General features: G+C 63.6%; 23 protein-coding genes. 16 read left to right on the top strand and 7 right to left on the bottom strand.

The window, feature by feature from the left end; genetic code table 11:
- Nucleotides 1-17 precede the first annotated feature (17 nt).
- From BR71_RS14310 to BR71_RS14295, 4 genes are read left to right on the top strand one after another with little or no spacing between them, the layout of a single operon-like run.
- Nucleotides 18-503: a formate dehydrogenase subunit gamma gene (locus BR71_RS14310; protein ID WP_043638723.1), complete on the top strand. Its 486-nt coding sequence runs from the start codon at nucleotides 18-20 to the stop codon at nucleotides 501-503.
- Nucleotides 497-2,089 (top strand): NADH-ubiquinone oxidoreductase-F iron-sulfur binding region domain-containing protein, encoded by a 1,593-nt coding sequence (locus tag BR71_RS14305; protein WP_043638720.1) that lies wholly within the window; start codon nucleotides 497-499, stop codon nucleotides 2,087-2,089. The genes BR71_RS14310 and BR71_RS14305 overlap by 7 nt, the downstream gene beginning before the upstream one ends.
- Complete coding sequence (fdhF, locus tag BR71_RS14300) at nucleotides 2,086-4,959, top strand: formate dehydrogenase subunit alpha (protein ID WP_043638716.1); 2,874 nt, start codon at nucleotides 2,086-2,088, stop codon at nucleotides 4,957-4,959. Before BR71_RS14305 ends, fdhF begins: the two co-directional genes overlap by 4 nt.
- A 20-nt stretch (nucleotides 4,960-4,979) precedes the next feature.
- Nucleotides 4,980-5,189, top strand: a complete 210-nt coding sequence (locus tag BR71_RS14295) for a formate dehydrogenase subunit delta (protein WP_244269639.1) — start codon at nucleotides 4,980-4,982, stop codon at nucleotides 5,187-5,189.
- Nucleotides 5,190-5,539: 350 nt separating this feature from the next.
- On the opposite strand, the gene BR71_RS14290 is transcribed toward BR71_RS14295, so the two are convergent.
- Complete coding sequence (locus BR71_RS14290; RefSeq protein WP_043638708.1) at nucleotides 5,540-6,466, bottom strand: LysR substrate-binding domain-containing protein; 927 nt, start codon at nucleotides 6,464-6,466, stop codon at nucleotides 5,540-5,542.
- 109 nt (nucleotides 6,467-6,575) lie between these two features.
- On the opposite strand from BR71_RS14290, the gene BR71_RS14285 reads away from it, so the two are divergent.
- Nucleotides 6,576-7,184 carry an FMN-dependent NADH-azoreductase gene (locus BR71_RS14285; RefSeq protein WP_019104426.1) on the top strand — a complete coding sequence of 203 codons (609 nt, stop codon included), beginning with the start codon at nucleotides 6,576-6,578 and terminating at the stop codon, nucleotides 7,182-7,184.
- A 279-nt stretch (nucleotides 7,185-7,463) separates the two neighbouring features.
- Here BR71_RS14285 and BR71_RS14280 read toward each other — a convergent pair whose 3' ends face one another.
- The 5 genes from BR71_RS14280 to BR71_RS14260 all read right to left on the bottom strand — a co-directional run bounded on the left by BR71_RS14280 (nucleotide 7,464) and on the right by BR71_RS14260 (nucleotide 12,101).
- A complete protein-coding gene (locus BR71_RS14280) occupies nucleotides 7,464-8,084 on the bottom strand; it encodes a histidine phosphatase family protein (RefSeq protein ID WP_043638706.1) in 621 nt (206 codons plus the stop codon).
- A 71-nt stretch (nucleotides 8,085-8,155) separates the two neighbouring features.
- Complete coding sequence (locus BR71_RS14275) at nucleotides 8,156-8,944, bottom strand: substrate-binding periplasmic protein (RefSeq protein WP_043638703.1); 789 nt, start codon at nucleotides 8,942-8,944, stop codon at nucleotides 8,156-8,158.
- A gap of 70 nt (nucleotides 8,945-9,014) precedes the next feature.
- Nucleotides 9,015-9,800 (bottom strand): substrate-binding periplasmic protein, encoded by a 786-nt coding sequence (locus BR71_RS14270; protein ID WP_043638701.1) that lies wholly within the window; start codon nucleotides 9,798-9,800, stop codon nucleotides 9,015-9,017.
- 79 nt (nucleotides 9,801-9,879) lie between these two features.
- A complete protein-coding gene (locus tag BR71_RS14265) occupies nucleotides 9,880-11,367 on the bottom strand; it encodes an aldehyde dehydrogenase (protein ID WP_043638698.1) in 1,488 nt (495 codons plus the stop codon).
- Nucleotides 11,368-11,555: 188 nt separating this feature from the next.
- A complete protein-coding gene (locus BR71_RS14260) occupies nucleotides 11,556-12,101 on the bottom strand; it encodes a cupin domain-containing protein (protein WP_039756808.1) in 546 nt (181 codons plus the stop codon).
- Between the two features lie 212 nt (nucleotides 12,102-12,313).
- On the opposite strand from BR71_RS14260, the gene ald reads away from it, so the two are divergent.
- The 11 genes from ald to BR71_RS14205 all read left to right on the top strand — a co-directional run bounded on the left by ald (nucleotide 12,314) and on the right by BR71_RS14205 (nucleotide 23,634).
- Nucleotides 12,314-13,438, top strand: a complete 1,125-nt coding sequence (gene ald, locus BR71_RS14255; RefSeq protein WP_043638694.1) for an alanine dehydrogenase — start codon at nucleotides 12,314-12,316, stop codon at nucleotides 13,436-13,438.
- Between the two features lie 19 nt (nucleotides 13,439-13,457).
- Nucleotides 13,458-14,252 carry a gamma-glutamyl-gamma-aminobutyrate hydrolase family protein gene (locus tag BR71_RS14250; RefSeq protein WP_052052263.1) on the top strand — a complete coding sequence of 265 codons (795 nt, stop codon included), beginning with the start codon at nucleotides 13,458-13,460 and terminating at the stop codon, nucleotides 14,250-14,252.
- A gap of 21 nt (nucleotides 14,253-14,273) precedes the next feature.
- The gene (locus BR71_RS14245; protein WP_019104434.1) at nucleotides 14,274-15,608 is read left to right on the top strand and encodes a glutamine synthetase family protein; all 1,335 of its coding nucleotides are present in this window, start codon (nucleotides 14,274-14,276) and stop codon (nucleotides 15,606-15,608) included.
- A gap of 138 nt (nucleotides 15,609-15,746) precedes the next feature.
- Entirely contained in the window at nucleotides 15,747-17,129 is a 1,383-nt protein-coding gene (locus BR71_RS14240) for an aspartate aminotransferase family protein (protein ID WP_043638691.1), read from the top strand.
- Between the two features lie 293 nt (nucleotides 17,130-17,422).
- Nucleotides 17,423-18,280 carry a flagellar motor stator protein MotA gene (motA, locus tag BR71_RS14235; RefSeq protein WP_043638687.1) on the top strand — a complete coding sequence of 286 codons (858 nt, stop codon included), beginning with the start codon at nucleotides 17,423-17,425 and terminating at the stop codon, nucleotides 18,278-18,280.
- A gap of 14 nt (nucleotides 18,281-18,294) precedes the next feature.
- Nucleotides 18,295-19,224: a flagellar motor protein MotB gene (gene motB / locus BR71_RS14230; protein ID WP_043593929.1), complete on the top strand. Its 930-nt coding sequence runs from the start codon at nucleotides 18,295-18,297 to the stop codon at nucleotides 19,222-19,224.
- 19 nt (nucleotides 19,225-19,243) lie between these two features.
- The gene (locus tag BR71_RS14225; RefSeq protein ID WP_231138213.1) at nucleotides 19,244-19,987 is read left to right on the top strand and encodes a class I SAM-dependent methyltransferase; all 744 of its coding nucleotides are present in this window, start codon (nucleotides 19,244-19,246) and stop codon (nucleotides 19,985-19,987) included.
- Nucleotides 19,974-21,299 (top strand): HDOD domain-containing protein, encoded by a 1,326-nt coding sequence (locus BR71_RS14220; RefSeq protein WP_043638683.1) that lies wholly within the window; start codon nucleotides 19,974-19,976, stop codon nucleotides 21,297-21,299. The genes BR71_RS14225 and BR71_RS14220 overlap by 14 nt, the downstream gene beginning before the upstream one ends.
- A gap of 5 nt (nucleotides 21,300-21,304) precedes the next feature.
- Complete coding sequence (locus BR71_RS14215; RefSeq protein ID WP_043638672.1) at nucleotides 21,305-22,105, top strand: TrmH family RNA methyltransferase; 801 nt, start codon at nucleotides 21,305-21,307, stop codon at nucleotides 22,103-22,105.
- A 36-nt stretch (nucleotides 22,106-22,141) separates the two neighbouring features.
- Nucleotides 22,142-22,702: a DUF2867 domain-containing protein gene (locus tag BR71_RS14210; RefSeq protein WP_043638668.1), complete on the top strand. Its 561-nt coding sequence runs from the start codon at nucleotides 22,142-22,144 to the stop codon at nucleotides 22,700-22,702.
- A 110-nt stretch (nucleotides 22,703-22,812) separates the two neighbouring features.
- The gene (locus tag BR71_RS14205; RefSeq protein WP_052370585.1) at nucleotides 22,813-23,634 is read left to right on the top strand and encodes a rhomboid family intramembrane serine protease; all 822 of its coding nucleotides are present in this window, start codon (nucleotides 22,813-22,815) and stop codon (nucleotides 23,632-23,634) included.
- Between the two features lie 12 nt (nucleotides 23,635-23,646).
- Here BR71_RS14205 and BR71_RS14200 read toward each other — a convergent pair whose 3' ends face one another.
- The gene (locus BR71_RS14200) at nucleotides 23,647-24,765 is read right to left on the bottom strand and encodes a 2-methylaconitate cis-trans isomerase PrpF family protein (protein WP_043638665.1); all 1,119 of its coding nucleotides are present in this window, start codon (nucleotides 24,763-24,765) and stop codon (nucleotides 23,647-23,649) included.

Genomic DNA, 24,765 nt, shown 5'->3' with positions numbered 1-24,765 from the left:
ACTTGCTTGGAGTTGCCATGTCCTTGACCGCGGAACAACAGTCGCGCATCGCCGCGCTGGTATCGGATTACCAAACGCAGCCGGGCGGTTTGCTGCCCTTGCTGCACGCCTTGCAGGGTGAACTGGGCTATGTGCCGGATGCCGCGACACCGGCCATCGCCCGCGCTTTTCGCCTGAGCCAGGCGGAGGTGCGTGGTGTGCTCAGCTTCTACCACGATTTCCGCAGCGAGCCGCCGGCGCGCCACCAACTGCGGCTATGCCGAGCGGAAGCCTGTCAGAGCATGGGGTCGGAGGCGCTGGCGCAAAGGCTGCGCGCCCGCACCGGCCTGGACGACGCGGGCCGCAGCGCCGACGGCGGCCTGGAGCTGCGGCCGGTGTACTGCCTGGGCGCCTGCGCCTGCGCGCCGGCCCTGCTGCTGGATGGCGAATTGCACGCGCGCGTCGACGCCGCCGCGCTGGATGTCTTGCTGGCCGGCTGTTTGGAGGAGGGCGGTGCATGCTGACCTTCCATCTATCCTGTGATTCCGTTGCGCGGGCGCTGGGTACTGACCAGACCGCGCGGGCGTTGGCCGCTGCGGCGGCGCGACGCGGGCTGGAAGTGGAGATCCGGCGCAATAGCTCGCGCGGGCTGTACTGGCTGGAGCCCTTGTTGGAAATGGATACGCCGCAAGGCCGCTCTGGTTTTGGACCATTGCCGGCGGAGCTGGCGGACAGTGTGCTCGACGCCGTGCTGACTGCGGACGGCAAGCATCCGCTGGCATTGGGCCTGCTGGAACGGCTGCCCTACCTTGCCGGCCAGCAGCGGCTGTTGTTTGCGCGTGCGGGGCTGACCCGCCCTCTGTCGCTGGACGATTACCTGGCCCACGGCGGCTATCGCGGCCTGGCCCATGCGCTGGAGCTGGGCGGGGAGGGCGCGCTGGAGTGTGTGCTGGAGTGTGTGCTGGAGTGTGTGCTGGAGTCCGGCCTGCGCGGCCGGGGCGGCGCGGCCTTTCCCGCCGGTATCAAATGGCGCACCGTGCGTGAGGCGGCCGCGGATTGCAAGTACGTGGTGTGCAATGCAGACGAGGGCGATTCCGGCAGCTTCGCCGACCGCATGCTGATGGAGGGCGACCCCTTCCTGTTGATCGAGGGCATGAGCATCGCAGCGCTGGCGGTGGGTGCGAATCGCGGCTATATCTATGTCCGCTCGGAATACGCCGCTGCGGCGGAGACACTGAGGCGGGCGTTGGAGATTGCCCGCCAGCGGGGTTATCTGGGGCCAGATCTGCAGGGCTCCGGCCGCGAGTTGGAGCTGGAGCTCCGTTTGGGCGCGGGCGCGTATATCTGCGGTGAGGAGACGTCCATGCTGGAATCGCTGGAGGGCCGACGCGGCGAGGTCAGGGCCAAGCCGCCGTTGCCCGCGATCAGCGGCCTGTTCGGGCGTCCCACCTTGGTGCACAACGTGCTGACGCTGGCGTCGGTGCCCACCATCCTGGCCCGCGGCGCGCCGTATTACCGGGATTTCGGGGTTGGCCGATCGCGCGGCACCATGGCGTTTCAGCTAGCCGGCAATGTGCGGCGCGGCGGCCTGGTGGAGCGCGCTTTTGGCCTGAGCTTGCGCGAGCTGATCGAGGACTACGGCGGCGGCTGCGCGAGCGGCCGGCCGGTGAAGGCGGCGCAAGTGGGCGGGCCGCTGGGCGCCTGGCTGACGCCCGAGCAGTTCGATACCGCCTTGGACTACGAAGCTTTCGCCGCCGTCGGCGCCATGTTGGGCCACGGCGGGGTAGTGGTGTGCGACGACAGCACCGATATGGCGCGCATGGCGCGTTTCGCCATGCAGTTCTGCGCCGCCGAATCCTGCGGCAAGTGCACGCCCTGTCGCATCGGCTCCACCCGCGGCGTCGAGGTGATAGACCGGCTGCTGGCGGCCGGCGACTCGACGGAGCGGGGCCGGCATTGGACTCTGCTACGGGATTTGTGCGAGACCATGCGGCACGGTTCGCTGTGCGCGCTGGGCGGTTTGACCCCCTCGCCGGTACTGAGCGCGGCGCGGGGTTTCCCCGCGGATTTCGGCCTGGATCCGGCCATCGTCGAGGAGGATGCGCCATGAGCTGCCAGTTTGACCCCAAGCTTGCCCCCACGGTGGACCTGGGCACGCCAATGCGTACCGGTGCGCCGGTGAGTCTGAGCATAGACGGCGTCGAGATCACCGTGCCGGCCGGCACCTCGGTGTTGTGCGCGGCCGCGCTGCAGGGCGTGCGCCTGCCCCGGCTGTGCGCCACGGACAGCCTGGAGCCGTTTGGCTCCTGTCGTATGTGCATGGTGGAGATCGATGGGCATCGCGGCTACCCGGCCGCCTGTACCACGCCGGTGAGCGCAGGCATGGCGGTGCGCACGCAGAGCGAGACGCTGGCCAGGCTGCGGCGCGGGGTGATGGAACTGTATGTGTCCGACCACCCGCTGGATTGCCTGACTTGCGCGTCCAACGGCGCTTGCGAATTGCAGACCGTTGCCGGCCAGGTGGGCCTGAGCGAGGTGCGTTACGGCTTGACCGGCGCTAATCATCTGGCTGAGGCCAAGGATGAGTCCAACCCTTATTTCGATTACGACCCGGCCAAGTGCATCGTCTGCAACCGCTGTGTGCGCGCTTGCGAGGAAACCCAGGGGACTTTCGCGCTGAGCATCGTCGGCCGGGGGTTTGATTCCCGCGTCCGCGCCGCAGGCGGCGAGGACTTCCTCGGCTCGGAATGCGTGTCCTGCGGCGCCTGCGTGCAAGCCTGCCCCACCGCCACGCTGGTGGAGAAAAGCGTGGTGGAGCTGGGGCAGCCGGAGCGCAGCGTGGCGACCACCTGCGCCTATTGCGGCGTGGGTTGCGGCTTCCGCGCCGAACTCAAGGGCGAGCGGGTGGTGAGAATGACGCCGGACCGGGACGGCCGCGCCAATCATGGCCATTCCTGCGTCAAGGGCCGCTTTGCTTGGGGCTACGCCACCCATCCGGACCGCATCGTCAAACCCATGCTCCGCGCCGGCATCCACGAACCTTGGCGGGAGGTGAGCTGGGAGCAAGCGCTGGGACATGTGGCCAGCGAGTTCCGCCGCCTGCAATTGCGCTACGGCCGAGACGCCATCGGCGGCATCAGCTCCAGCCGCTGCACCAATGAGGAAACCTATCTGGTGCAGAAGCTGGTGCGCGCGGCCTTCGGCAACAACAATATCGACACTTGCGCTCGGGTCTGCCACTCGCCCACCGGCTACGGTCTGAAGCAGACGCTGGGCGAGTCTGCCGGGACTCAGGATTTCGACTCGGTGCTGAGCGCCGACGTGATTCTGGTGATAGGCGCCAATCCCAGCGATGCTCATCCGGTTTTCGGCTCCTTGCTGCGGAGGCGGCTGCGCGAGGGCGCGCGGCTGATCGTCATCGACCCGCGCCGCATCGACCTGGCCGATACGCCGCACGCGGGGCCGGCGCTGCACCTGGCGCTGCGGCCCGGCAGCAATGTGGCCGTGCTCAACGCGCTGGCTCACGTGGTGGTGAGCGAGGGGCTGCTGGATCAGGACTTCATCGCTCAACGCTGCGAAGCCGAGGCTTTCCGACGCTGGCGCGATTTTGTCGTCGAGCCGGACAACGCGCCGGAGCGTGTCGCCGAGCTCTGCGGCGTGCCGGCGGATCTGATCCGCGAAGCGGCGCGGTTGTACGCGACCGGCGGCAACGCCGCCATCTACTACGGTCTGGGCGTTACCGAACACAGCCAGGGCAGCACCGCGGTGATGGCCATCGCCAACCTGGCCATGGCCACCGGCAATCTTGGCCGCGTCGGCGTCGGCGTCAACCCGTTGCGCGGTCAGAATAATGTGCAGGGCGCCTGCGACATGGGGTCTTTTCCGCACGAGCTTCCCGGTTACCGCCATGTGTCCGACGACGCGGTGCGCGCGAGCTTCGAGGCGGACTGGGGTGTCGTCTTGTCGCCAGAGCCGGGGCTGCGGATTCCCAATATGCTGGATGCGGCGCTGGACGGCGGTTTCAAGGGCTTGTACTGCCAGGGCGAGGACATCGTGCAGAGCGACCCCAATACCCAGCATGTGGCCGCCGCGCTGCTGGCGATGGAGTGCGTGGTGGTGCAGGACCTGTTCCTGAACGAAACCGCCAAATACGCCCACGTTTTCCTGCCCGGCAGTTCCTTCCTGGAAAAGGACGGCACCTTCACCAATGCCGAGCGGCGCATCTCGCGAGTGCGTCGGGCGATGCGCCCGCTGGCCGGCATGGCGGACTGGGAGGTGACCTCGGCGTTGGCGGGCGCCTTGGGCTATCCGATGGCCTACCGTCATCCATCCGAGATCATGGATGAGATCGCGCGGCTGACACCCAGCTTCGCCGGGGTCAGCTACGCCAAGCTGGACCGGCTGGGCGGCTTGCAATGGCCGTGCAACGAGGAGGCACCCGAGGGCACGCCGGTGATGCATGTCGATGCCTTCTCACGCGGCTTGGGACGCTTCGTCGTCACTCGTTACGTGGCCACTTCGGAACGGGCGGGAAAGCGCTTTCCGCTGCTGCTGACCACTGGACGTATTCTCAGCCAGTACAACGTGGGCGCGCAGACGCGACGCACCGAGAATCGGGTCTGGCACGCCGAGGACAGGCTGGAAATCCATCCGACCGACGCCGAAGTACGCGGCATCGTCGACGGCGACTGGGTGGCGGTGCGCAGCCGCGCCGGCGACACCGCCTTGCGCGCCAAGGTGACGGAGCGGGTAGCGCCGGGCGTGGTGTACACCACCTTCCACCACCCGGAGTCCGGCGCCAATGTGGTGACCACCGACAATTCGGATTGGGCCACCAACTGCCCGGAGTACAAGGTGACTGCGGTGGAGGTGGGTAAGACTGCCTGTCCATCGGACTGGCAGCGCCATTTCCGGGGCTTTGGCGATGAGCAGCTAAGGTTGTTGGATGCCGGACGGCGCGCGGGGAGCGAGGCGGGATGAGGCCGGAACCGCTGGTGAAGATGCTTAATGAGATTGCGCGTTTTTTCGAGGATGCCCAGAGCGGCGACGCAGCGTTCGAGATTGCTCAGCATCTGAAGCGTTTCTGGACACCGGCCATGCGGGAAGGCTTGCTCGGGCATTGGCGCGATGCCGGCGCGGCGAGCGGGTTGACCCCGCTGGCGGCACGGGCCTTGGCGTGTCTGGAGAGCATGCCCGGCAAGGCGCGCTAAGACCCGCTAACAAAAACCCCTGATCCTGCGTTGCGCCTCCTTGCCGTACGACTTGTACTGCCTGTGTCGGCGCGCCTTGGCTCAGGTGCGCTGCGCGGTTTTGTTAGCGGCTCTAAGAACCTGTTCAAAGTCTGCTGCGCGTCGGCGATACGGCGTTGAAAACCGCTTCGAAATGCTCATGTACCGTGTGTACACTCCGCTTTCTCAGCGGTTTTCGCCTTGTCTCTCCTTAGCTCGCGAGATCGTAAACACGTTCTAAGAATCTGTTCACGATCTGCTGCGTGTCGTGAAAAGTGGCTCGGTGAGTGCAACTTCGGAATGCTCATTAGCTCGCGAGACTTTGAGCAGGCTTAAGGCGCCAGCTGGTAAACCGGGTGGTCCGGCGGAATCAGTTCGGTGGCGAGGAAATCGATGAAGGCGCGCACCGCCGGCAGTAGGCCGCGTCGGGTGGGGAAGGCGGCGTGCAGAATACCCCAGGGGATGTCGTAGTCCGGCAGTAGCCGCACTAGTTGACCGGCCTGCAGCGCCTCGTGGCAGACCAGCTCCGGCAGCGCGGCCACGCCCAGGCCGGCGATGGCGGCGTCGCGCAGGACGATCAGGTCGTCGGTCATCAGCCTTGGGCTGTCTATTTGTACGGTGTAGGCGTGGCCGGCTTGGTCCAGCAAGGCCCATTGGCCGCGGCCGTCGGGGCGGCTCATGGTGAGCGCCGGCCAGCCGGCCATGTCGGCCGGATGTCTGGGGGCGGGGCGCTCGGCCAGCAAGGCCGGGCTGGCCACCAGGGAGGTCAGGGCGGTGGCCAGCCGGCGCACCACCAGGTTGGCGCTGTCTTCTATCACGTTGCGCACGCGGATGGCGACGTCCACGCCTTCTTCTATCAGGTCCACGCGCCGGTTGCTGGAATCCAGCTGCACTCGCAGCAGCGGGTGGCGAGCCATGAAGCGCGGCAGCGCCGGGGCCAGCAGGGTCTTGGACAGCAGCTCCGGGCAACTGACCTTGATCAGGCCCCGCGGCTCTGCGCTGCTGCGGGCGATGGCCTCGTCCGCGGCCTCGGCTTCTTCCAGCATCGCCTGACAGTGTTGGTAGTACTGTTGGCCGATTTCGGTCAAGGACAGGCGGCGGGTGGTCCTTTGCAGCAGCCGCACTCCCAGCCGCTGTTCCAGTTCCGCCACGCGGCGGGAAAGCCGGGACTTGGGGATGCCCAGTACGCGGCCGGCAGCCATGAAGCCGCCGTGCTCAACCACTTTGGCGAAGTAGAGCAGATCGTTCAGGTCCTGCATGATTGTCTCGCTGATGGAACAATGTTTCCGGTTTTTGCAGTCTAGTGCGGATTGGCGCGGAAAACTATCATGCAATCACTTTCTCTACCAAGACACGAAGGACCCGACCATGAAACTGTTGCATCTCGACTCCAGCATCCTCGCCGCCAACTCGGTTTCCCGCCAACTGACCGCCGTTGTCGCCGACACCCTGCGCCAGCGTCACGCCAATGTGGAAACCTCCTACCGCGATCTGGCCAGCCAGCCCATCGCCCATCTGTCCGGCGAAATCATCGGCGCCAACTTCACCGCCGAGGCGGATTGGACCGCCACTCAGCGCAGTGAAGCCGCGCTGAGCAATGAGTTGATCGAAGAATTCCTGGCCGCGGATGTGGTGGTGATCGGCGCGCCGATGTACAACTTTTCTATTCCGTCGCAGCTGAAAGCCTGGGTGGACCGCGTGGCCGCCTCCGGCCGCACTTTCAAATACACCGAAAACGGCCCGGTGGGCCTGGCCGGCGGCAAGAAGGTGATCGTGGTGTCCTCGCGCGGCGGCGTTTACAGCACCGAGCAAGGTCAACTGATGGATTTCCAGGAAGACTACCTGAAGACGGTGATGGGCTTCCTGGGCGTGAACGACGTGGCCTTTGTCCGCGCAGAAGCGGTGAACATGGGCGAAGACAAGCGCGCCACCGCCATTCACGCGGCAAAGGACGCCATCGCCAAGTTGGCGCTGTAATCCTCCAGACGCAAACGAAGACAGCCGGCCCTGGATGGGCCGGCTGTTTTTGCGTCAGCAGCTTCTCATAAGCTGTTCATAATCTACTGCGCTTTGCGAGATGTGACACGGTGAGCACGGCATTCGGAATGCTCGTTTATCACTTGTAAATGCCGTTTCCTCCGCCGTTTCCGCTTTGCTTCGCTCGTGTTCAGGATACTTTGAACAGGCTCGCAGAAGGCGAGACAAGACGTACGCATTGTGTCGCCTCACAATGCTCAGTTGATGGTAAAAATATTCTCAGGGCAGCCAGCAGGTGGACGACAATTTATCCAGTCCTTGCTGCTCGCGGCGGAACTTCGCCTTGGGCGGAGTGTGGCTATAGTCGAGGGTGAGAATGAAGAGGCCGTCGAAGTCATTCTTGTCCCACTTGGGCACCTGATCCGCGCCGTTCTTGCCGCCGTACTGGCGCATGATGTTGCTGGCGAGGACTTGCAAAAGCTTGTGTTCCCAGGCGATGAAGACCAGTTTGCCATGGTGCAGCGGGTCTATTAATTGCTGCTGCAGGCCGTCTATGGCCGCGGTTTCGAAGTTGGTGTTGACCGGCAGGCCCAGGGAGATGGCGGTGGGTTCGATGGTGGCCAGCGGCCGGATGTAGTTGAAGGTGCCGGCCGGGTCGCTGGCCTGGCTGGCGGTGGACGGCGCGTAGATCTGGTCCGGTTTGCCAAAGCGTTGCGGCAGCACCTTGGCCAGCGCCAGCGAGCGGTTGAAGCCCTTGCAGTCTAGCTGGCCGTAGCCGCCTTCCGGCTTTTCGCCGTGGCGCATCATGACCAGGGTTTGCACCGTGCCGTCATCGTTGGCGGCATGGACGGGGGAGGCCGCAAGCAAGAGCAGCAGGGCGAGGCGACTCAAGGTTTTCATCGGATAACTCCTGTGGTGAGCATAGCGCAGTGTCGCGCGCGTTTGCGCCAGACGGCAAGCTGGACCTAGGGTCAGGGCTGCAGTTGCAGTTGGGCCACGCTGTCCGCGCTCAAGTATTTGCTGAAGATCTTGCGCAAGGAGCCATCCTTGGCCATTTGCTGTAGCTGGGCCTGCCATTGTTCCGCCTGTTGTTGGCTGAAAGCGCTATGCGCCAGCATCAGGCCGCCGGCGATGCGTTCCGAGCTGGGGAACAGGTCCAGCACCGCAACCTGGCCGGACAGGGCCGGGGAGTTGAGCCAGTTGTCGTAGCTGAAAGGGTGGGCAAAGGCGGCGGTGACGATGTGCTGGGACAACATGGCGTAGAGGTCGCGCTCGTCGTTGGCCATCACTATCTTGCCGCGCTTGGTCAGTTGTTCGATAAAGGCGTCCTGTTCCGGGCTGTGGCGGTAGCCGCGGATCACGCCCCATTTAACGGCTGGCTCGGCCAGCAGTTGGTCCAGCGTGCGCGCGCCAATCTGGTTGGATAGCAAGATCATGTTCTTGCTGTAGAAGTAGGGGTAGATCCAGGCGTATTTGCGGCGATCCGGGGTGGGGACGGTGGAGGTGCCCAGGTTGAGTTGGCCGTGTTCCAGCATTTTGAGCACGCGGATGCGAGGGTAAACGTCTTCCTGAACGATTTTGCAGCCCAGCCGGCGCGCCAGCTCATGCACTAGGTCCACGTCGTAACCGTGGCCGTTTTCATAGGCGCTGCCAATCAGGTAGTAACCCACTTTCAGGCCATCCGCCGGGCAGGGCGAATCGCCCAGCGCCGCCATCGAGGCCAGCGCGCCGCCAAGCAGCGCCGCCCAGTGTGCTTTCATGCTGTTCTCCCGTACGCGTTCCGTTTAGCTATAGCCGGATTCGTCGAGTCTTGCCGCGAGAGGGGGAGGGTTATTCCAGCATGCTGCGCACGCTGTCTTCGCTCAGGTATTTGCGCAGAATGCGTTGCAGGCTGCCGTCAGCGCGCATTTTGTCCAGTTCAGCCTGCCAGCGGCGCATCTGGACCTCGCTGAAACTGCGGTGGGACAGGACCAGGCCGTTTTCCAGGCTGCTGTCGTGGAAGGGGTCCATGACTTTGACTTGCAGCCGTCCGCGCGGTTGGCCGTTGATCCAATGGTCGTAAATCTGAGGCTGGGAAAAGGCGGCGGAGATGGCGCCGCTACGCAGCATGTCCAGCAGGTCTTCTTCGTTGGAGGCGCAGATCAGCTTGTCTCGCTTGGCCATCTGTTGCAGGAAATAGTCCTGCAGCGGGCTGTTGCGGTAGCCGATGACGGCGCCCCATTTCAGCTTGGGGTCGTTCAGCCATTGCTCCGGCGTTTTGCCTTGCACCGCCGGGTTGAGCAGGGTCATGTTGCGGTCGCGGGTGTAGGGCAGTACCCAGGCGTAGCGCAGCCGCTTTTGCAGCGGGATGGTGGAGGTGGCCAGGTTGAGCTTGCCGTGCTGCACCAGCAACAGCACGCGCAAGCGCGGGTATTCGCGCTCTTCGCGGATGTTGCAGCCCAGCCGGCGCGCCAGTTCGTGGACCAGATCCACGTCGTAGCCCTTGCCGCCTTCATAGGCGGTGGCTGTTGGGTAGTACCCTATCTTCAGTCCTTCCGCCGGGCAGGCGGGCGCCGCGGAACCGGCCGCCGCCGCCGCGGCGTAAAGGCAGAGGAGGGCGGTCAGGCACTTGATCATGTCGCATCCTTTGCCGAGGGAGATGAAAACAAGACAGGCTGCCGGAGGGGCAGCCTGTCGGTGGCGCTGTAAACGCGGTTTACAGCTTGATCAGCGTGCTCTTCAGCTCAGTGTATTTTTCCAGCGCGTGCAGCGACTTGTCGCGGCCGTTCCCGGATTGCTTGAAGCCGCCGAAGGGGAAGTTCATGTCCCCGCCTTCATCATAGCAATTCACCCATACCGTGCCGGCGCGCAGGCGGCGGGCCACCTGGTGCGCGGTGCTGACGTTGGAGGTCCACACCGCGGCCGCCAGGCCGTATTCGGTATCGTTGGCGATGCGGATGGCGTCTTCCACGTCGTCGAAGGTGATGACGGACAGCACCGGGCCGAAGATTTCTTCGCGGCAGATGGTCAGGTCCGCGCTGGGGCAGTCAAACGCCGTCGGTTCGATGAACAGGCCGGTATCCGTGTGGGCCGGTTTGCCGCCGAACAGCTTCTTGGCCCCTTCACTGTCGCCCTTGCCGATGTAGGACAGCACCTTGTCGTACTGGATGCGGTCCACGATGGCTCCCATATTGGTGGCCGGGTCCAATGGGTCTTGCGGATAGTAGCGGGCCGCGGCCGCTTCCAGTTCCTGCAGGAAGCGCGCCTTGATGTCGCGGTGGACCAGCACGCGGGAACCGGCGGTGCAGACTTCGCCCATATTGTAGAAGATGCCGCCGGCGGCCGCGCGCGCCGCCTGGGCGATGTCCGGGCAGTCCGGCAGAATGATGTTGGGCGATTTGCCGCCCAGTTCCAGCCAGACGCGCTTGAGGTTGGATTGCGCGGCGTAGCCGGCGATCAGCTTGCCCACGCCGGTGGAGCCGGTGAAGGCGACGCAGTCCACATCCATGTGCAGCGCCAGCAGCTTGCCCACGTCGCCTGCGCCGGGCAGCACCTGGAACACGCCGCTGGGGATGCCGGCTTCTTTGGCCAGCGCCGCCAGGCGGATGGCGGTGAGCGGGGATTTTTCCGAAGGCTTGATGATCACCGGGTTGCCGGCGGCCAGCGCCGGGCCAAACTTCCAGCTGGCCATCATGATGGGGTAGTTCCACGGTACGATGGCGGCCACCACGCCGATGGCTTCGCGGGTGACCAGGCCCACTACCTTGGGGTCCACCGGCGCCACTTCGCCGCCAATCTTGTCGATGGCTTCGGCGAACCATTCCACGCAGTAGGCGCTGCCGGGCAGGTCCACGCTGAGGGTGTCGCTGATGGGCTTGCCCACATCCAGGGTTTCCAGCAGCGCCAGCTCATCGCCATGCTCGTGGATCAGCGCGGCGAAGCGCTTGAGGATGCGGCCGCGCTCGCGCGGCGGCAGGCCGGACCAGGCACCGGAGTCGAAAGCTTGGCGGGCGGCGCGCACCGCGCGCTCCACGTCGGCTTCGCCGCACCAGGCCACGTCGGCCAGCTTCTCGCCGTTGGCGGGGTTGTTGCAGGCAAAGCTTTTGCCGTCTTGCGCCGCGCAGTACTCGCCGGCGATGAAGGCGCGCCCTTCGATCTTCAGTTGAGCGGCGAATTGCTTCCATTCGGCATGCGTTCTAGCCATTTACTCTCTCCTTTGATTGATCCTGCGCCGTTCGTTGGCGGCGCCGGTATCGCTTGACGCGGGTTTGACTGCGTTGTCGTCTGTCGTGGGCTTGGAGCCGGCGCGGCGGGCAAAGCTCCCCGGCCTGGCCTTATGGCCTGCTGGTCGCCGGATGCGGTCTTGCCGGCGCTTCTTGTTCTCAATGATGCTCAGAATGTGGGGGGCGAACTGGCGCTGACCACTTCGCAGGTTTCAGCCCCGGTATTGCGAAAGCGATGCGGCAACCGGCTGTCGAAGTAATACGCGTCGCCCGGTCCCAGGATGCGGCTCTCGTTGTTCACGGTCACTTCTATACTGCCTTTGATGATGACGCCGCCCTCTTGGCCTTCGTGCGTCAACATGTCCGGCCCGGTGTCTGCGCCGGTTTCGTAGACTTCGCGCAGGATGGCGATGTCGCGCTTGTCGTGGGCGGTGCCCACCAGCAGCAGCTGGATCTGTTCATTGCCCAGATTGGGTAATTCGTGGGCTTGGTAGAACACTCGGGCTTGTTCCGGGTCGGAATCGAAGGTGAAAAAATCCGCCAGCGTCATCGGCAGGCCTTCCAGCACTTTTTTCAGCGAGCTGATCGAAGGGCTGACCCGATTTTGCTCTATCAGCGAAATGGTGCCGTTGGTGACTCCGGCTCGTTTGGCCAGCTCCCGCTGAGACAGCCCGAAACGATCCCTGACCATGCGTAATCTCGCGCCAACGTCCATGGATTCCTGCTCCGTCAGTATGTTAATAATTTTAGACGCTTTATGATAATTATTTTGTACGGACTCTGCACTACTTGCTGCGACGCAAAATCGAATATCTTTGCATCGTTGGGGGTTTATAGTCAGAATCAGAAACAAGGGGCAAGCGTGTTGTGAATTTTCTTAAACGCTTGCGCGGCACTTCCGCAACAAATCTAAGTGAGGAGAGCGACATGCTGATCGGTGTTCCCAAGGAGATCAAGAACCACGAGTATCGTGTTGGCCTAACCCCGTCTGGAGTCCGGGAGTTAGTCGCCAACGGTCACAAGGTTTTGGTCCAGACCCAGGCCGGCCTCGCCATCGGATTCACCGATGAACAGTATATCCAGGCCGGCGCTTCCATTGCTTCCAGCGCCGAAGAAACCTTCGAACGCAGCGACATGATCGTCAAGGTGAAAGAGCCGCAGCCGGTGGAGTGCCGGATGCTGCGCCGGGATCAGATCCTGTTCACCTATCTGCATTTGGCGCCGGATCCGGAACAGACCAAATTATTGCTGGAATCGGATGCCATTGCCATTGCTTACGAAACCGTCACCGACGAACGCGGCGGCCTGCCGCTGCTGGCGCCGATGTCGGAAGTGGCCGGCCGCATGGCGATACAGGCTGGCGCTCACGCGCTGGAAAAAGCCCAGGGCGGCCGCGGCGTGCTGTTGGGCGGCGTGCCGGGCGTAGCCCCGGCGCGAGTGGTGGTGATAGGCGGCGGCGTGGTGGGTTTGAATGCCGCGCGCATGGCCATGGGCGCCGGCGCAGAGGTCACCATCCTGGATAAATCGCTGCCGCGCTTGAAAGAAATCGACATGGTGTTCGGCGGCCGCATCAAGACGCTGGTGTCCAACTCCGCCAATATCGAAGACTGCCTGCGCGAGGCCGATCTGGTGATCGGCGCGGTGCTGATTCCGGGCGCGGCGGCGCCCAAGCTGGTGACGCGGCCGATGCTGAAAATCATGAAGCCCGGCGCGGTGCTGGTGGATGTGGCCATAGACCAGGGCGGTTGCTTTGAAACCAGCCGGCCCACCACGCACCAAGACCCCATTTATGTGGTGGACGGCATCGTCCATTACTGTGTAGCCAATATGCCCGGCGGCGTGGCGCGCACCTCCACTCAGGCGCTGACCAACGCCACGCTGCCGTACACGCTGGAACTGGCCAACAAGGGCTGGCGCCAGGCCTTGCTGGACAACGCTCATCTGCGCAACGGCCTCAACGTCTGTCGCGGCCGGCTCACTTACCAGGCGGTGGCTCAGGCGCTGGGTCACCCGTTCACCGACCCGATAGAAGCCATCAAGGCGGCTTCCTAACCCGTATCAAGGATCCGAAATGTTGCAAGCTATCATCGGCATACCCTGTGACATCAAGATGGTAGGCCCGTTGCCGTTCCACGCCGCAGGCGAAAAATACATCGCCGCGGCGGCCGGCGGCGCCGGCGGCGTGCCCGTGTTGCTGCCGGCGCTGGGCGACAAGACCGCGCTGAAGGACGTGCTGGAGCTGGTGGACGGCGTGCTGCTGCCAGGCTCGCTGTCCAATGTCGAACCGCACCGTTACGGCGGCGCGCCCAGCCGGCCCGGCACCATGCACGACCCGATGCGCGACGCCACCACCTTGCCGTTGATCCAGCAGGTGCTGGAGCAAGGCATCCCTCTGCTGGGCATCTGCCGCGGCTTTCAGGAAATCAACGTGGCGATGGGCGGGGAACTGTACCAGCACGTGCAGGAAGAAGAGGGCAAGCGGGATCACCGCGAGCCGGACACGCCGGACGTGGACGCGATGTACGCCTTGTCCCACTCGGTGCGTTTCGCCGATGACGGCCTGCTGAGGCAATGGACCGGCCAGGACTCCGCCATGGTCAATTCCCTGCACCAGCAGGGCATCAAGCGGCTGTCCGATCGCTTGATCTGCGAGGCGGTGGCCGACGACGGCCTGGTGGAGGCCTACCGCGTGCGCGACGCCAAGGGCTTCGCCTTCGCCGTGCAATGGCATCCGGAATGGAAGTACTGGGACAACCCGCTGTCTATGGCCATCTTCAAGGCATTTGGCGACGCCTGCCGCCAACGCCGCAACCAGCGGCAACGCGGGCCGCAATTAACCGAGACCTTGTGTCACCACTCGGAATAACACACACAGAGGAAGAACATCATGACCCATCAGATCAATGAATGGCTGCGAGAGCACCGAATCACTGAAGTCGAGTGTATCGTCCCCGACATGACCGGCGTGGCGCGCGGCAAGATCGTGCCCAAGGACAAATTCGTGTCCGACCCGGAAATGCGCCTGCCCGAAGTCGTGCTGATCCAGACCGTGACCGGGGACTACCCCGACGACAGCATGCTGGACCTGACCGACCCGGACATGGTGCTGGCCCCGGACCCGAACACCCTGCGCTTCGTGCCCTGGGCCGTCGACCCCACCGCGCAATTGATCTATGACTGTCAGCGCGCCGACGGCAGCCCGGTGGACGTGGCGCCGCGCAATGTGCTCAAACGCGTGATCGGCCTGTTTGACGAGATGGGTCTGGAGCCGGTGCTGGCCCCGGAAATGGAGTTCTACCTGCTGTCCCCCAACCCGGACCCGGATATCCCGCTGGCCGCGCCGGTAGGGCGAACCGGCCGCGCCGAGTTCGGCCGCCGTTCTTATTCCATTGATGCGGTCAATGAGTTCGACCCGTTATTCGAGGACATCTACGATTACTGCCACGCGCAGAATCTGGAAGTGGACACCCTGATTCACGAAGTGGGCACCGCGCAGATGGAAATCAACTTCCTGCACGGCAACCCGCTGGAACTGGCGGACCAGGTGTTCCTGTTCAAGCGCACCGTGCGCGAGGCGGCGTTCCGCCACAATATGTACGCCACTTTCATGGCCAAGCCGATGGAAAACGAGCCGGGCTCGGCCATGCACATGCACCAGAGCCTGGTGGACAAGAACACCGGCCGCAATGTGTTCACCAATGAAGACGGCAGCCCGTCCGACCTGTTCTTCCACTACATCGCCGGCCTGCAGAAATACGTGCCCCAGTCCATGCCGTTGTTTGCGCCGTACGTGAACTCATTCCGCCGTTTGTCGCGCTATACCGCGGCGCCGACCAACGTCGAATGGGGTTACGACAACCGTACCGTGGGGCTGCGCGTGCCGCATTCCTCGCCGGCGGCGCGCCGCATTGAAAACCGCGTGCCCGGCGTGGACGTCAACCCTTATATCGCCATGGCCGCGACGCTGGCCTGCGGTTACCTGGGCATCATCAACAAGCTGCAACCCAGCGAGCCGCGCCAGACGGACGCGTATGAGCTGCCTTACCAGTTCCCCAACTCCTCGGAGGAGTCCCTGGAGCAACTGGCTTCCTGCAAGGAAATGGCCGAGGTGCTGGGCGAACGCTTCGTCAGCATGTACGTGGGGATGAAGGAGAAGGAGTTCTCCGAATACTTCCGCGTGATCAGCCCGTGGGAGCGCAAGTTCCTGCTGCTGCACGTGTGATTTAGCTATGACATTGGGCTGATTTGTCCGTTAGAATCAGCCCGGACAGCCAGGATAAGCACTGAAAATACGCCAATGGCGAAGGAGGGGCGGCAGAGAACATCTACGCCCCGTTGGAGAATACTGGAAGGAAGTCCTATGCAGAATCAACAACGCACGACCGAACAATGGCGCCAACTGGATGCCGCGCATCATCTGCATCCGTTTACCGATACCCAATCGTTGAACCAGCAGGGCGCGCGGGTGATGACTCGCAGCGAGGGGATTTACCTGTGGGATTCCGAGGGCAATAAGATCATCGACGGCATGGCCGGCCTGTGGTGCGTCAATATCGGCTACGGCCGCAAGGAACTGTCCGAGGTGGCCAAGAGCCAGATGGACGAACTGCCCTTCTACAACACCTTCTTCAAGACCACCCACCCGGCCGTGGTGGAGCTGTCCCACCTGCTGGCGCAAGTGACGCCGGCCGGCTACGAACATGTGTTCTACACCAACTCCGGCTCCGAGGCGGTGGACACCATGATACGCATGGTGCGCCATTACTGGGACGTGCAAGGCAAGAAGGACAAGAAGACGCTAATTGGCCGCTGGAACGGTTATCACGGCTCCACCATCGGCGGTTCCAGCCTGGGTGGCATGAAGTATATGCACGAGCAGGGCGACCTGCCGATTCCGGGCATGGCCCACGTTGAGCAGCCGTGGTGGTACAAATACGGCAAAGATCTGAGCCCGGACGAGTTCGGCGTGGTGGCCGCGCGCTGGGTGGAAGAGAAGATTCTGGAAATCGGTCCGGAAAAAGTGGCCGCTTTCGTGGGCGAACCCATCCAGGGCGCCGGCGGCGTGATCATTCCGCCGGCCACTTACTGGCCGGAAGTGGAGCGCATCTGCCGCAAATACGATGTGCTGTTGGTGGCCGACGAAGTGATCTGCGGCTTTGGCCGCACCGGCGAATGGTTCGGCTTTGAACACTTCGGCTTCCGCCCGGACATTTTCACCACCGCCAAGGGCTTGTCTTCCGGTTATCTGCCCATCGGCGCGGTGTTCGTGGGCGAACGCGTGGCCCAGGGTTTGATCGCCGGCGGCGATTTCAACCACGGCTTCACCTACTCCGGCCACCCTGTGGCCAGCGCGGTGGCGCGCGTCAATATCGAACTCCTGCGCGACGAAGGCATCATCGACCGCGTCAAGAACGAAACCGGTCCCTATATGCAGAAGCGCTGGCGCGAGACCTTTAGCCAGTTCGAGCACGTGGACGATGTGCGCGGCGTCGGCCTGATCCAGGCGTTCACCCTGGTCAAGGACAAGAGCAAGCGCGAGCTGTTCCCGGAGTTCGGCGACGTCGGCCTGATGTGCCGCGACATTTTCTTCAGCAACAACCTGATCATGCGAGCCTGCGGCGACCACATCGTGTCCGCGCCGCCGCTGGTGATCAGCAAGGCTGAAATCGATGAAATGCTGGGCGTGGCCGCGCGTTGCATGGAGACATTCGAACGCAAGCTGAAGGACAGCGGCCTTGTCTGAGCCGGGTTCGCGCATGCGCTGGCATCAAGCCGGAGCGGTAAGCTCCGGCTTTTTTCTTGCGGCGCTTGGCGGGTGCTTGCCTGAAAATGACTTTGTCTTAGTGGTTTAAAGGCGGTGTCTCGACTTGGTTTCGTCATTTTTCAGCGCTAGTGAATATCACCCTCCATGTTTTTTGCAGCTGGGAAAGCGGGTTGATACAATTCAATCCGCTTTTTCTATTATGAATAGAATAAAAGTCGTGCTGTAATGGAAATCGCAGCGATCCGAAAAATCACAAAGACAGGACTTGACGCATGTTCGTCGGAATCGGGTACCTCATTATTCTTGGCTCCGTGCTGGGGGGATTCGTCGCTGCGGGGGGGCACCTCGCCGCGTTGATGCAGCCGCTGGAGGTGGTGATGATCGCGGGCGCCGCGCTCGGCGCTTTCGTGGTGGCCAACGGCGGCGCGCCGCTCAAGGCCACGATGAAGGCTTTCCCCACCGTGTTCAAGGGCTCGCCTTACAGCAAGGCCTTTTACATGGAGTTGTTCTCGCTGCTGTTCGAGATTCTGACCAAGGTGCGCAAGGAAGGCCTGATGTCCATCGAGGCCGACGTCGAGAATCCGGAAGCCAGTCCTGTCTTTTCCAAATACACCACCGTTCTGCACGACCACCATGTCGTGGAGTTCATCTGTGACTATCTGCGCCTGATGGTGGGCGGCAACCTCAACGCCTTCGAAATCGAGAACCTGATGGATGTGGAGATCGAAACCCACCATCACGAAGGCGAAGTGCCCGTCAACGCGGTTAAAGGCCTGGCCGACGGCCTGCCGGCCTTTGGTATTGTGGCGGCGGTCATGGGGGTGGTGCACACCATGGAGTCTGTGGGCGCGCCGCCGTCCGAACTGGGGATGCTGATCGCCCACGCGTTGGTGGGCACCTTCCTCGGTATTTTGCTGGCTTACGGCTTTGTCGGCCCGCTGGCCACCATTCTGGAGCACAAACTGGGAGACGGCACCCGGGTGTACCAGACCATCAAGGTGACTATTCTGGCCAGCCTCAACGGCTACGCGCCGCAAGTGGCGGTGGAATTTGGCCGCAAAGTCTTGGCTTCGCATGATCGTCCGTCCTTCAAGGAACTGGAAGATCATGTGAAACAGGCGAAGAAATAAGCGGGGGCGCGATCATGGCTGACGAATCGCAACGGCCCATTATCGTCAAACGCATCAAGAAGGGGGGCCACGGCCACCATGGCGGGGCCTGGAAGATTGCCTACGCCGACTTCGTGACCGCGATGATGGCCTTCTTCCTGCTGATGTGGCTGCTGGGTTCGGCCTCGCAGGGCACGCTGAACGGCATCGCCGAATACTTCAAGACGCCGCTGAAAGTGGCGCTGTCCGGCGGCGCCGGCGCCGGCGACGCCACCTCCGTGATCAAGGGCGGCGGCAACGATTTGACCAAACAGACCGGCCAGGTCAACAAGTCGGGCTCGCCGCAGGACGAGATCATGCGCAAGCAGCAGGAAAAAGTGGCGATGGAGCAGTTGCAGAACAAGATCCAGAGCACGGTGGATCACAGCGAACTGCTCAAGGAGTACAAGAATCAACTCAAGCTAGAGATCACCCCGGACGGGTTGAAGATCCAGATCGTCGATGAGCAGAACCGCTCGATGTTCGACTCCGGCAGCTCGCGCATGCTGCCGCATACTCGCGTGTTGCTGCAGCAACTGGCTAAAGAGCTGAACATGATGCCGAACAAGATCAGCATCTCCGGCCATACCGACGCCAAGCCCTTTGGCAGCGGCCAGGGCGGTTACAGCAACTGGGAGCTGTCCGCGGACCGGGCCAACGCGGCGCGGCGCGAACTGGTGGCCGGCGGCCTGCAGGACAACAAGGTGTTGCGCGTGGTGGGCCTGTCTTCGGCCAACCCCTTGGTCAAAACCAATGTGTTCAGCCCGGAAAACCGGCGCATCGCCATTGTGGTGCTGAACAAGGAAGCGGAGAGCAATATCCTCAACGACGGCTACAAGCCGCAGATGAACCAGGAAGTGATCGGCGGGCCCGCGGAAAGCGGGGCCGAGCCAGCCGCCGCGCCGGCGGAAACGCCGGCCAAATAATCCTGATGCGAGCGTTGCCTTGTTGAGCCGCTTGCGTCATCTTGGCCTGCAACTGCTGGCTGCGTTGGCGGCGATGTTTTTCGTCGCGCCCGCCGCCCAGCCCCTGGGTTGGGCGATCCTGCAAGGCCTGTGCGCGGCGGCCTTGGCCATTTTCATGCGTTTGCCCGGCTGGCAGCGCTTGCTGCACGGCTTGTTTGTGCCCGCGCTGGCCTTGATGCATCAGGCGGCTTTGCCGTCCTGGGTGTATTTGCTGGGGTTGGCGCTGACTTTCGCGCTGGGCCGCAACGCCGTGCTGGAGCGTGTGCCCTTGTATCGCTCCTCGGCCCAGGCGGCGGAGCGCCTGGCCGAGCTCCTGCCGGGGCGGGCCGCCTTGCTGGAAGCCGGCTGCGGCGACGGCAGGCTGGCGGTCTGGCTGTGCCGGTTGCGGCCGGATCTCCGGGTGAGGGCGCTGGAAAGCGCCTGGGGCAGTTGGCTGTTGGCCCGCGCGCGCTGGTGGTTGGCCCGGCGGCCGCGGCGGTTGGAGTTCTCCTGCCGCAGTTTTTGGCGGGAGCCGTGGGGAGAGTACGATGCGGTCTATGTGTTTCTGTCCCCGGAGCCGATGGCGCGCGTCTGGCGCAAGTTTGTGGCTGAGGGACGGCCCGGCAGCCTGCTGGTCAGCAATACTTTCGCCGTTCCCGATGTCGAACCCGATGAACGCATCCCGCTGGGAGGCGCTTTGCAAACCGAACTACTGATCTGGCGCCACCCTCATGGAGCTTGCTAACTGGATCAAGTCCATCGCCGAACGGCGCTGGCCGATTCTGCCCAATACGCTGGGCGAGCTGAAGGACATCTGCGCTCGCCACAGCGATCTGATCAATTTCACCGACCTTGCCAATCTCTGTTTGTCCGATCCCTTCCTGCTGTTGGACTTGGTCCGAGTGGTGGGCGGTTCGCGCGCCTTGCAACGCAATGAGAGCATCCCCTCGGTGGAGCAGACGCTGCTGCTGATGGGGCTGGAGGCGGTCACCAACCGCTTTGGCCGCGTCGCGGCGCTGGAAGCGGTGCCGGACAAGCTGGACGTGGAGGTGTTGGAGGCCGTGGAGGATTGGCTGGGCCGCTCCCGGGTGGCGGCCTTGCTGATCAAGGAGTGGCTCTCTTTGCAGGGCGATCACAAGGTGGAGGACTGTTTCGTGGCCGCCTTGCTGTACAATCTGCCCGCCTGCTTGTTCATGATGCAGCGCAATCAGTTGCCGGACCGCCCGCTGCTGCAGGAAATGTCCAACGCCTTCGATTGCGATTACGCTCAGGTGCTGGAGCAATTCATCAAGCTGATGCCTTTGCCGACCGGCCTGAACGCCTTGCTGGGGCCGGGCAGCCCGACCAAGCGCCGCCAGTTGCTGCGCCTGGCGATGGCCACCGCCAACTCTTTGGAGCAGGGCACTTGGCGCAGCACCTGGCAGGTGGGGGTGGAGGCCGCGGCCAAGTTGATAGGCTGCGCGCCGTATCTGGCGCATCAGGCGGTGGTGCACGCGGCTTTGTCGGTGGCGCGCCACCCCAGGGCGGTGGGTTATACGTACCCGGTGCGCAGCCTGTTGATGCTGGAAGGCGAGTATAAGCGCCCGAGTTTGCAGAAAACCGCCGCTTTGAGCGACGTCGAGCAGATGGAGAAGGCGATACGCGAATCCATCCGCCACCTGGCCAACGACCTCAAGTTCGAGCGGGTACTGTATTACCGCTATGATCAGGACGCGCATGCGTTGAAACTGCGTTATCAGTTGGGCTTGGGCGATAGCCACCCGTTGCGCAAGCTGTCCTTGGGGCTGGAGCCGGGTTCCTTCTTCGCGGTGTTGACCAGCAAGCCGCAAAGTTTTCACGCGCCGGCCTCGGTGCGCCAGCAGTTGGAGCGGCGCTACGAGGATCTGTTTTTCGAGCATGTCGGGGACAATGAATTCGCCCTGATCACCCTGTTTGTCGGGCACGCGCTGTCCGGCGTGTTCTATGTCGACAACGGCCATAGCGGCCAGGCGATCGACGAGGACAGTTATCACCGATTCAAGGATTTAGTGGCGCGCCTGACCCTGCTGCCGCAATAGGACACATGTCGTACATCAGCAAAACCATCACCTCCGCCCATAACGACGAAATCAAGCAATTGGCGCGCTTGGCGCAGAGCCCGCGCGAACGCCGCAAGCAACAAGCGATGTTGCTGGAGGGCATTCATCTGACCGAGTCCTGTCTGGACGCCGGCATCGTGCCCGAGCGGGTGTATCTCAACGAGGCGGCGGCAGCGCATCCGGAGGTGCAAGCCTTATTGCGGCGTTTGAGCGCGCCGACTGTCGTGATCACGGTGCCGGAAACAGTGCTCGCCAAGGCCACGGCACTGGCTACCGCCGGGGAGTTGCTGGCCTTGTGCCCACGGCCGCAGCCGCGCCCCAGCCCGGCGGGCGCGTCCCGGGTGATGCTGGAGGATATACAGGATCCGGGCAATCTGGGCACCATCTTGCGCTGCGCGGCCGCGGCGGGGGTCCGCGATGTGGCGCTCTCCAAGGGCTGCGTCGATGTGTATTCGCCCAAGGTGCTTCGCGCCGGCATGGGCGCGCACTTCGTGTTGAACATCCATGAACAAGCCGATTTGTGCACGGAGCTGGCGAGCTACGACGGCCGCAAGCTAGTGACTCATCTGGAGGGCTCCACCTCGCTGTACGCGCAGGATTTGCGCGGGCCGGTGGCTTTCGTGTTTGGCAACGAGGGCGCCGGCGTCAGCGCCGAGGCGCTGGCCCTGGCTGATGCGCGGGTGAGGATTCCGATGCCGGGCCATGCGGAATCGCTGAATGTGGCGATGGCGGCGACGGTGTGCTTATTCGAGCGGGTGCGGCAGCTGGAAGTGGCGGCCGGTTGAGACTCGCCGCTCGCCGCCGGAAACGGAGAAGGACGGATGGAGCGTTTTGCGTTGGCGGAGCGGATTCTGCCGAGCTATCAGTATGTTGAAACCCACTCCCGGATTTTGCTGGCGGTGTCGGGTTCGGTGTTGGACGCGGTGCAGCGCATTGCGCCGGCGGACGATCCCTGGGCACGGCGCTTCATGGCGCTGCGCGAGCTGCCCGGCCGCCTGAGCGGCGCCTTGCCAGGCAACCGGCCGCCGTTCGGCATGCACAGTTTCACGCCGCTGGCGCGCGACGGCGATAGGGAATTGACGCTGGGTCTGGCGGGGGCGTTCTGGCGCGCGGACTTCGGTCTGCGCGAGATCGGCGGCCTTGAGGATTTCATGGCGTTGAACGAGCCGGGCGTTGCCCGGCTGTTGTTGAGTTTCCATTGCGAAACCGTCGCAGAGGGTGTTCGCCTATCGACTCAAACCCGCGTGCATTGCCCCGACGCGGCCACCCGTTTGCGGTTTGCTCCCTACTGGTATTTGATCCGGCCGGTCAGCGGCCTGATCCGTCGGCGCATGCTGCGGCAGGTGGAGCGGGAGTTGTTGCGCGGCGAGGCAATGGCTTGAGTCTTCGCGTATGAATATTGAGTAGCGATTGGTTTTTATTTTGGCTGGTTTGCTTTATCATGCGTCGGTGATATTTAAACGGCAAATTGAAAGACGGGAAACCAGTACATATGAATGAATCCGCGCTTGACTCTTCCGCATCCCGCCTTGGCGGGCTGTCCTCTCTTGTGCAGCAACAATGGGCCACTATCGCCCTAGTCCTCGCCAATCTGATGGTATACATCTGGATGGGCGCTTCTGGCGTCTCCTGGACCGAGCCCGACCCCGAGCACTTGGTGAGCTGGGGCGCCAATTTGGCGCCGTTCACCTTGAGCGGCGATAGCTGGCGGCTGTTGAGCAGCATGTTCGTGCATGGCGGGGCCATGCATTTGTTGCTCAATATGTATATGTTGCTGCTGATTGGCCCCTTGGCGCAAAAGCGCTTTGGCGGTGTTGGTTTCCTCGCGATTTATCTTTCCGCCGGCTTGGCGGCGGGCCTGGTCAGCGCTTGGTGGTACGGCACGCATCCGGTGACCAATCTGCTGATGCAGAGCAGCATCCGCCTGGTGGCCAGCGTGGGCGCGTCCGGCGCCCTGATGGGCCTAGCCGGCGCCTTGTGCGTGGCCGGCCTCAGCGACGCCGACATGGGCGGTTCGCAGGGCAAGGCCTTGGCGCAAGTGGTGCTGCTGAATCTGGGCATGGGTTTCATGGTGTCCGGCGTGGACCAGGCCTGCCATATCGGTGGCTTGTTGGCCGGCCTGCCGCTGGGCGTGCTGGGCTGGTTGGACCGATTGAAGCGGCGTCCGCTGCAACGGTTGTTGATGTTCATCGCGCTGGCCGGGGCGGCGGCGCTTGGCGCGCATCAGGCGAGCCAAGCGTTGGGTTCCGAAGATTTGAGCGAGCTGGCGGCGCAGTTGCGTCAACAGCAGGCCGCCGAGCCCGCGCAGCCTTGACGCTGCAAGCCGCTAATCCATCGGAATGTAAACTTCGCCGCGCATCAGCGGCCTGGCGGTGCGGGTCATCACCACCTCGCTGATGGTCCAGCCGTATTCGGCGGAGTGGCCCAGCACCGCTTCCACGGTTTGCTTGCCGCTGGCGTGGCTGAAGGTCAGCGGCATGCCGCGCACCGGCGCGCCGGCCAATTGCTGAGGCAGCGTGCCCTCGGTGGCGCAGGCGCAAGCCAGCGCGATGGCGCCGGTGCCGGTGAAGGCGTGGTGCAGCGAGCGGCCGGAGGTCAGGATGCGGGCGTTGATCTGGCAATCCTCGTCCCGGCTTTCCGACAGCAGGCTGATTCGCGGCGAGCCCGGCCGTTCGCGCCGGGCGGCGAAGATGTCGGGGGCCAAGCCCATGACCACGGCGGCGATTTCCCGCGCCCATTCCAGCCGGTGGCGCGCGGTTTCCTGCAGGGCAGCCATTTCCTCATCGCCCTTAAGGCCGAAATCCCGGGCCCGAACGAACACTGTGGGGTTTCCGGCATCCACCAGGGTGGCTTCCACTCGGCTGCCGTCCGGCAGCGCCAGTTCGTCCACCAGCTTGCCGGTGGGGTAGAGTTCGCCGGAACTGCCGCCGGCAGGGTCCAGGAAACGCAGTCGGATCGGCGCGCCGGGAAAGGCGACGCCGTCGATGTGGTAGTCGCCCTGCCAGACGGGCTGGCCGTGCATGATTTCCAGTTCCGCGATGATGCGCTTGCCGACATTGGCCTGCCAGATGCCGATGGAGGCCACGCCGTCGCGCGGCTCCACCAGTTTTTCCATCACCGCGAACAGCGGCACCGCGGCGCTGAGGTTGCCGCAGTTGCCGGACCAGTCTATCAAGGCGTGTTCTATCGACACATGGCCGAACAGGCAATCGACGTCGCAGTCTTCGCGCCGCGACGGGCTGAGGATCATCACTTTGCTGGTGCTGGCCCGCCCGGTGCCCAGGCCGTCTATCTGCTTGCCGTGCGGGTCCGGGCTGCCAATGGCGCGCAACAACATGCGTTCCCAGGTTGAGGTATCCTCGGGCAGCACGTCGGCGCGGATGAACAGACCCTTGCTGGTGCCGCCGCGCATCAGCGTGGACGGCAGGCGATAGATCGAGGCCAT

Origin of the sequence: Chromobacterium haemolyticum DSM 19808 (assembly GCF_000711885.1) — a bacterium.
Taxonomy (GTDB): domain Bacteria; phylum Pseudomonadota; class Gammaproteobacteria; order Burkholderiales; family Chromobacteriaceae; genus Chromobacterium; species Chromobacterium haemolyticum.
The sequence above is the reverse complement of the archived record's forward strand: the minus strand, read 5'-3'. Positions and strand labels throughout refer to the sequence as shown.

Bases quoted from the DNA above. Each gene is read 5' to 3' on its own strand.
- BR71_RS14310 (WP_043638723.1), top strand. From the start codon at position 18: ATGTCCTTGACCGCGGAACAACAGTCGCGCATCGCCGCGCTGGTATCG.
- BR71_RS14305 (WP_043638720.1), top strand. From the start codon at position 497: ATGCTGACCTTCCATCTATCCTGTGATTCCGTTGCGCGGGCGCTGGGT.
- fdhF (WP_043638716.1), top strand. From the start codon at position 2,086: ATGAGCTGCCAGTTTGACCCCAAGCTTGCCCCCACGGTGGACCTGGGC.
- BR71_RS14295 (WP_244269639.1), top strand. From the start codon at position 4,980: ATGCTTAATGAGATTGCGCGTTTTTTCGAGGATGCCCAGAGCGGCGAC.
- BR71_RS14290 (WP_043638708.1), bottom strand. From the start codon at position 6,466: ATGCAGGACCTGAACGATCTGCTCTACTTCGCCAAAGTGGTTGAGCAC.
- BR71_RS14285 (WP_019104426.1), top strand. From the start codon at position 6,576: ATGAAACTGTTGCATCTCGACTCCAGCATCCTCGCCGCCAACTCGGTT.
- BR71_RS14280 (WP_043638706.1), bottom strand. From the start codon at position 8,084: ATGAAAACCTTGAGTCGCCTCGCCCTGCTGCTCTTGCTTGCGGCCTCC.
- BR71_RS14275 (WP_043638703.1), bottom strand. From the start codon at position 8,944: ATGAAAGCACACTGGGCGGCGCTGCTTGGCGGCGCGCTGGCCTCGATG.
- BR71_RS14270 (WP_043638701.1), bottom strand. From the start codon at position 9,800: ATGATCAAGTGCCTGACCGCCCTCCTCTGCCTTTACGCCGCGGCGGCG.
- BR71_RS14265 (WP_043638698.1), bottom strand. From the start codon at position 11,367: ATGGCTAGAACGCATGCCGAATGGAAGCAATTCGCCGCTCAACTGAAG.
- BR71_RS14260 (WP_039756808.1), bottom strand. From the start codon at position 12,101: ATGGACGTTGGCGCGAGATTACGCATGGTCAGGGATCGTTTCGGGCTG.
- ald (WP_043638694.1), top strand. From the start codon at position 12,314: ATGCTGATCGGTGTTCCCAAGGAGATCAAGAACCACGAGTATCGTGTT.
- BR71_RS14250 (WP_052052263.1), top strand. From the start codon at position 13,458: ATGTTGCAAGCTATCATCGGCATACCCTGTGACATCAAGATGGTAGGC.
- BR71_RS14245 (WP_019104434.1), top strand. From the start codon at position 14,274: ATGACCCATCAGATCAATGAATGGCTGCGAGAGCACCGAATCACTGAA.
- BR71_RS14240 (WP_043638691.1), top strand. From the start codon at position 15,747: ATGCAGAATCAACAACGCACGACCGAACAATGGCGCCAACTGGATGCC.
- motA (WP_043638687.1), top strand. From the start codon at position 17,423: ATGTTCGTCGGAATCGGGTACCTCATTATTCTTGGCTCCGTGCTGGGG.
- motB (WP_043593929.1), top strand. From the start codon at position 18,295: ATGGCTGACGAATCGCAACGGCCCATTATCGTCAAACGCATCAAGAAG.
- BR71_RS14220 (WP_043638683.1), top strand. From the start codon at position 19,974: ATGGAGCTTGCTAACTGGATCAAGTCCATCGCCGAACGGCGCTGGCCG.
- BR71_RS14215 (WP_043638672.1), top strand. From the start codon at position 21,305: ATGTCGTACATCAGCAAAACCATCACCTCCGCCCATAACGACGAAATC.
- BR71_RS14210 (WP_043638668.1), top strand. From the start codon at position 22,142: ATGGAGCGTTTTGCGTTGGCGGAGCGGATTCTGCCGAGCTATCAGTAT.
- BR71_RS14205 (WP_052370585.1), top strand. From the start codon at position 22,813: ATGAATGAATCCGCGCTTGACTCTTCCGCATCCCGCCTTGGCGGGCTG.
- BR71_RS14200 (WP_043638665.1), bottom strand. From the start codon at position 24,765: ATGGCCTCGATCTATCGCCTGCCGTCCACGCTGATGCGCGGCGGCACC.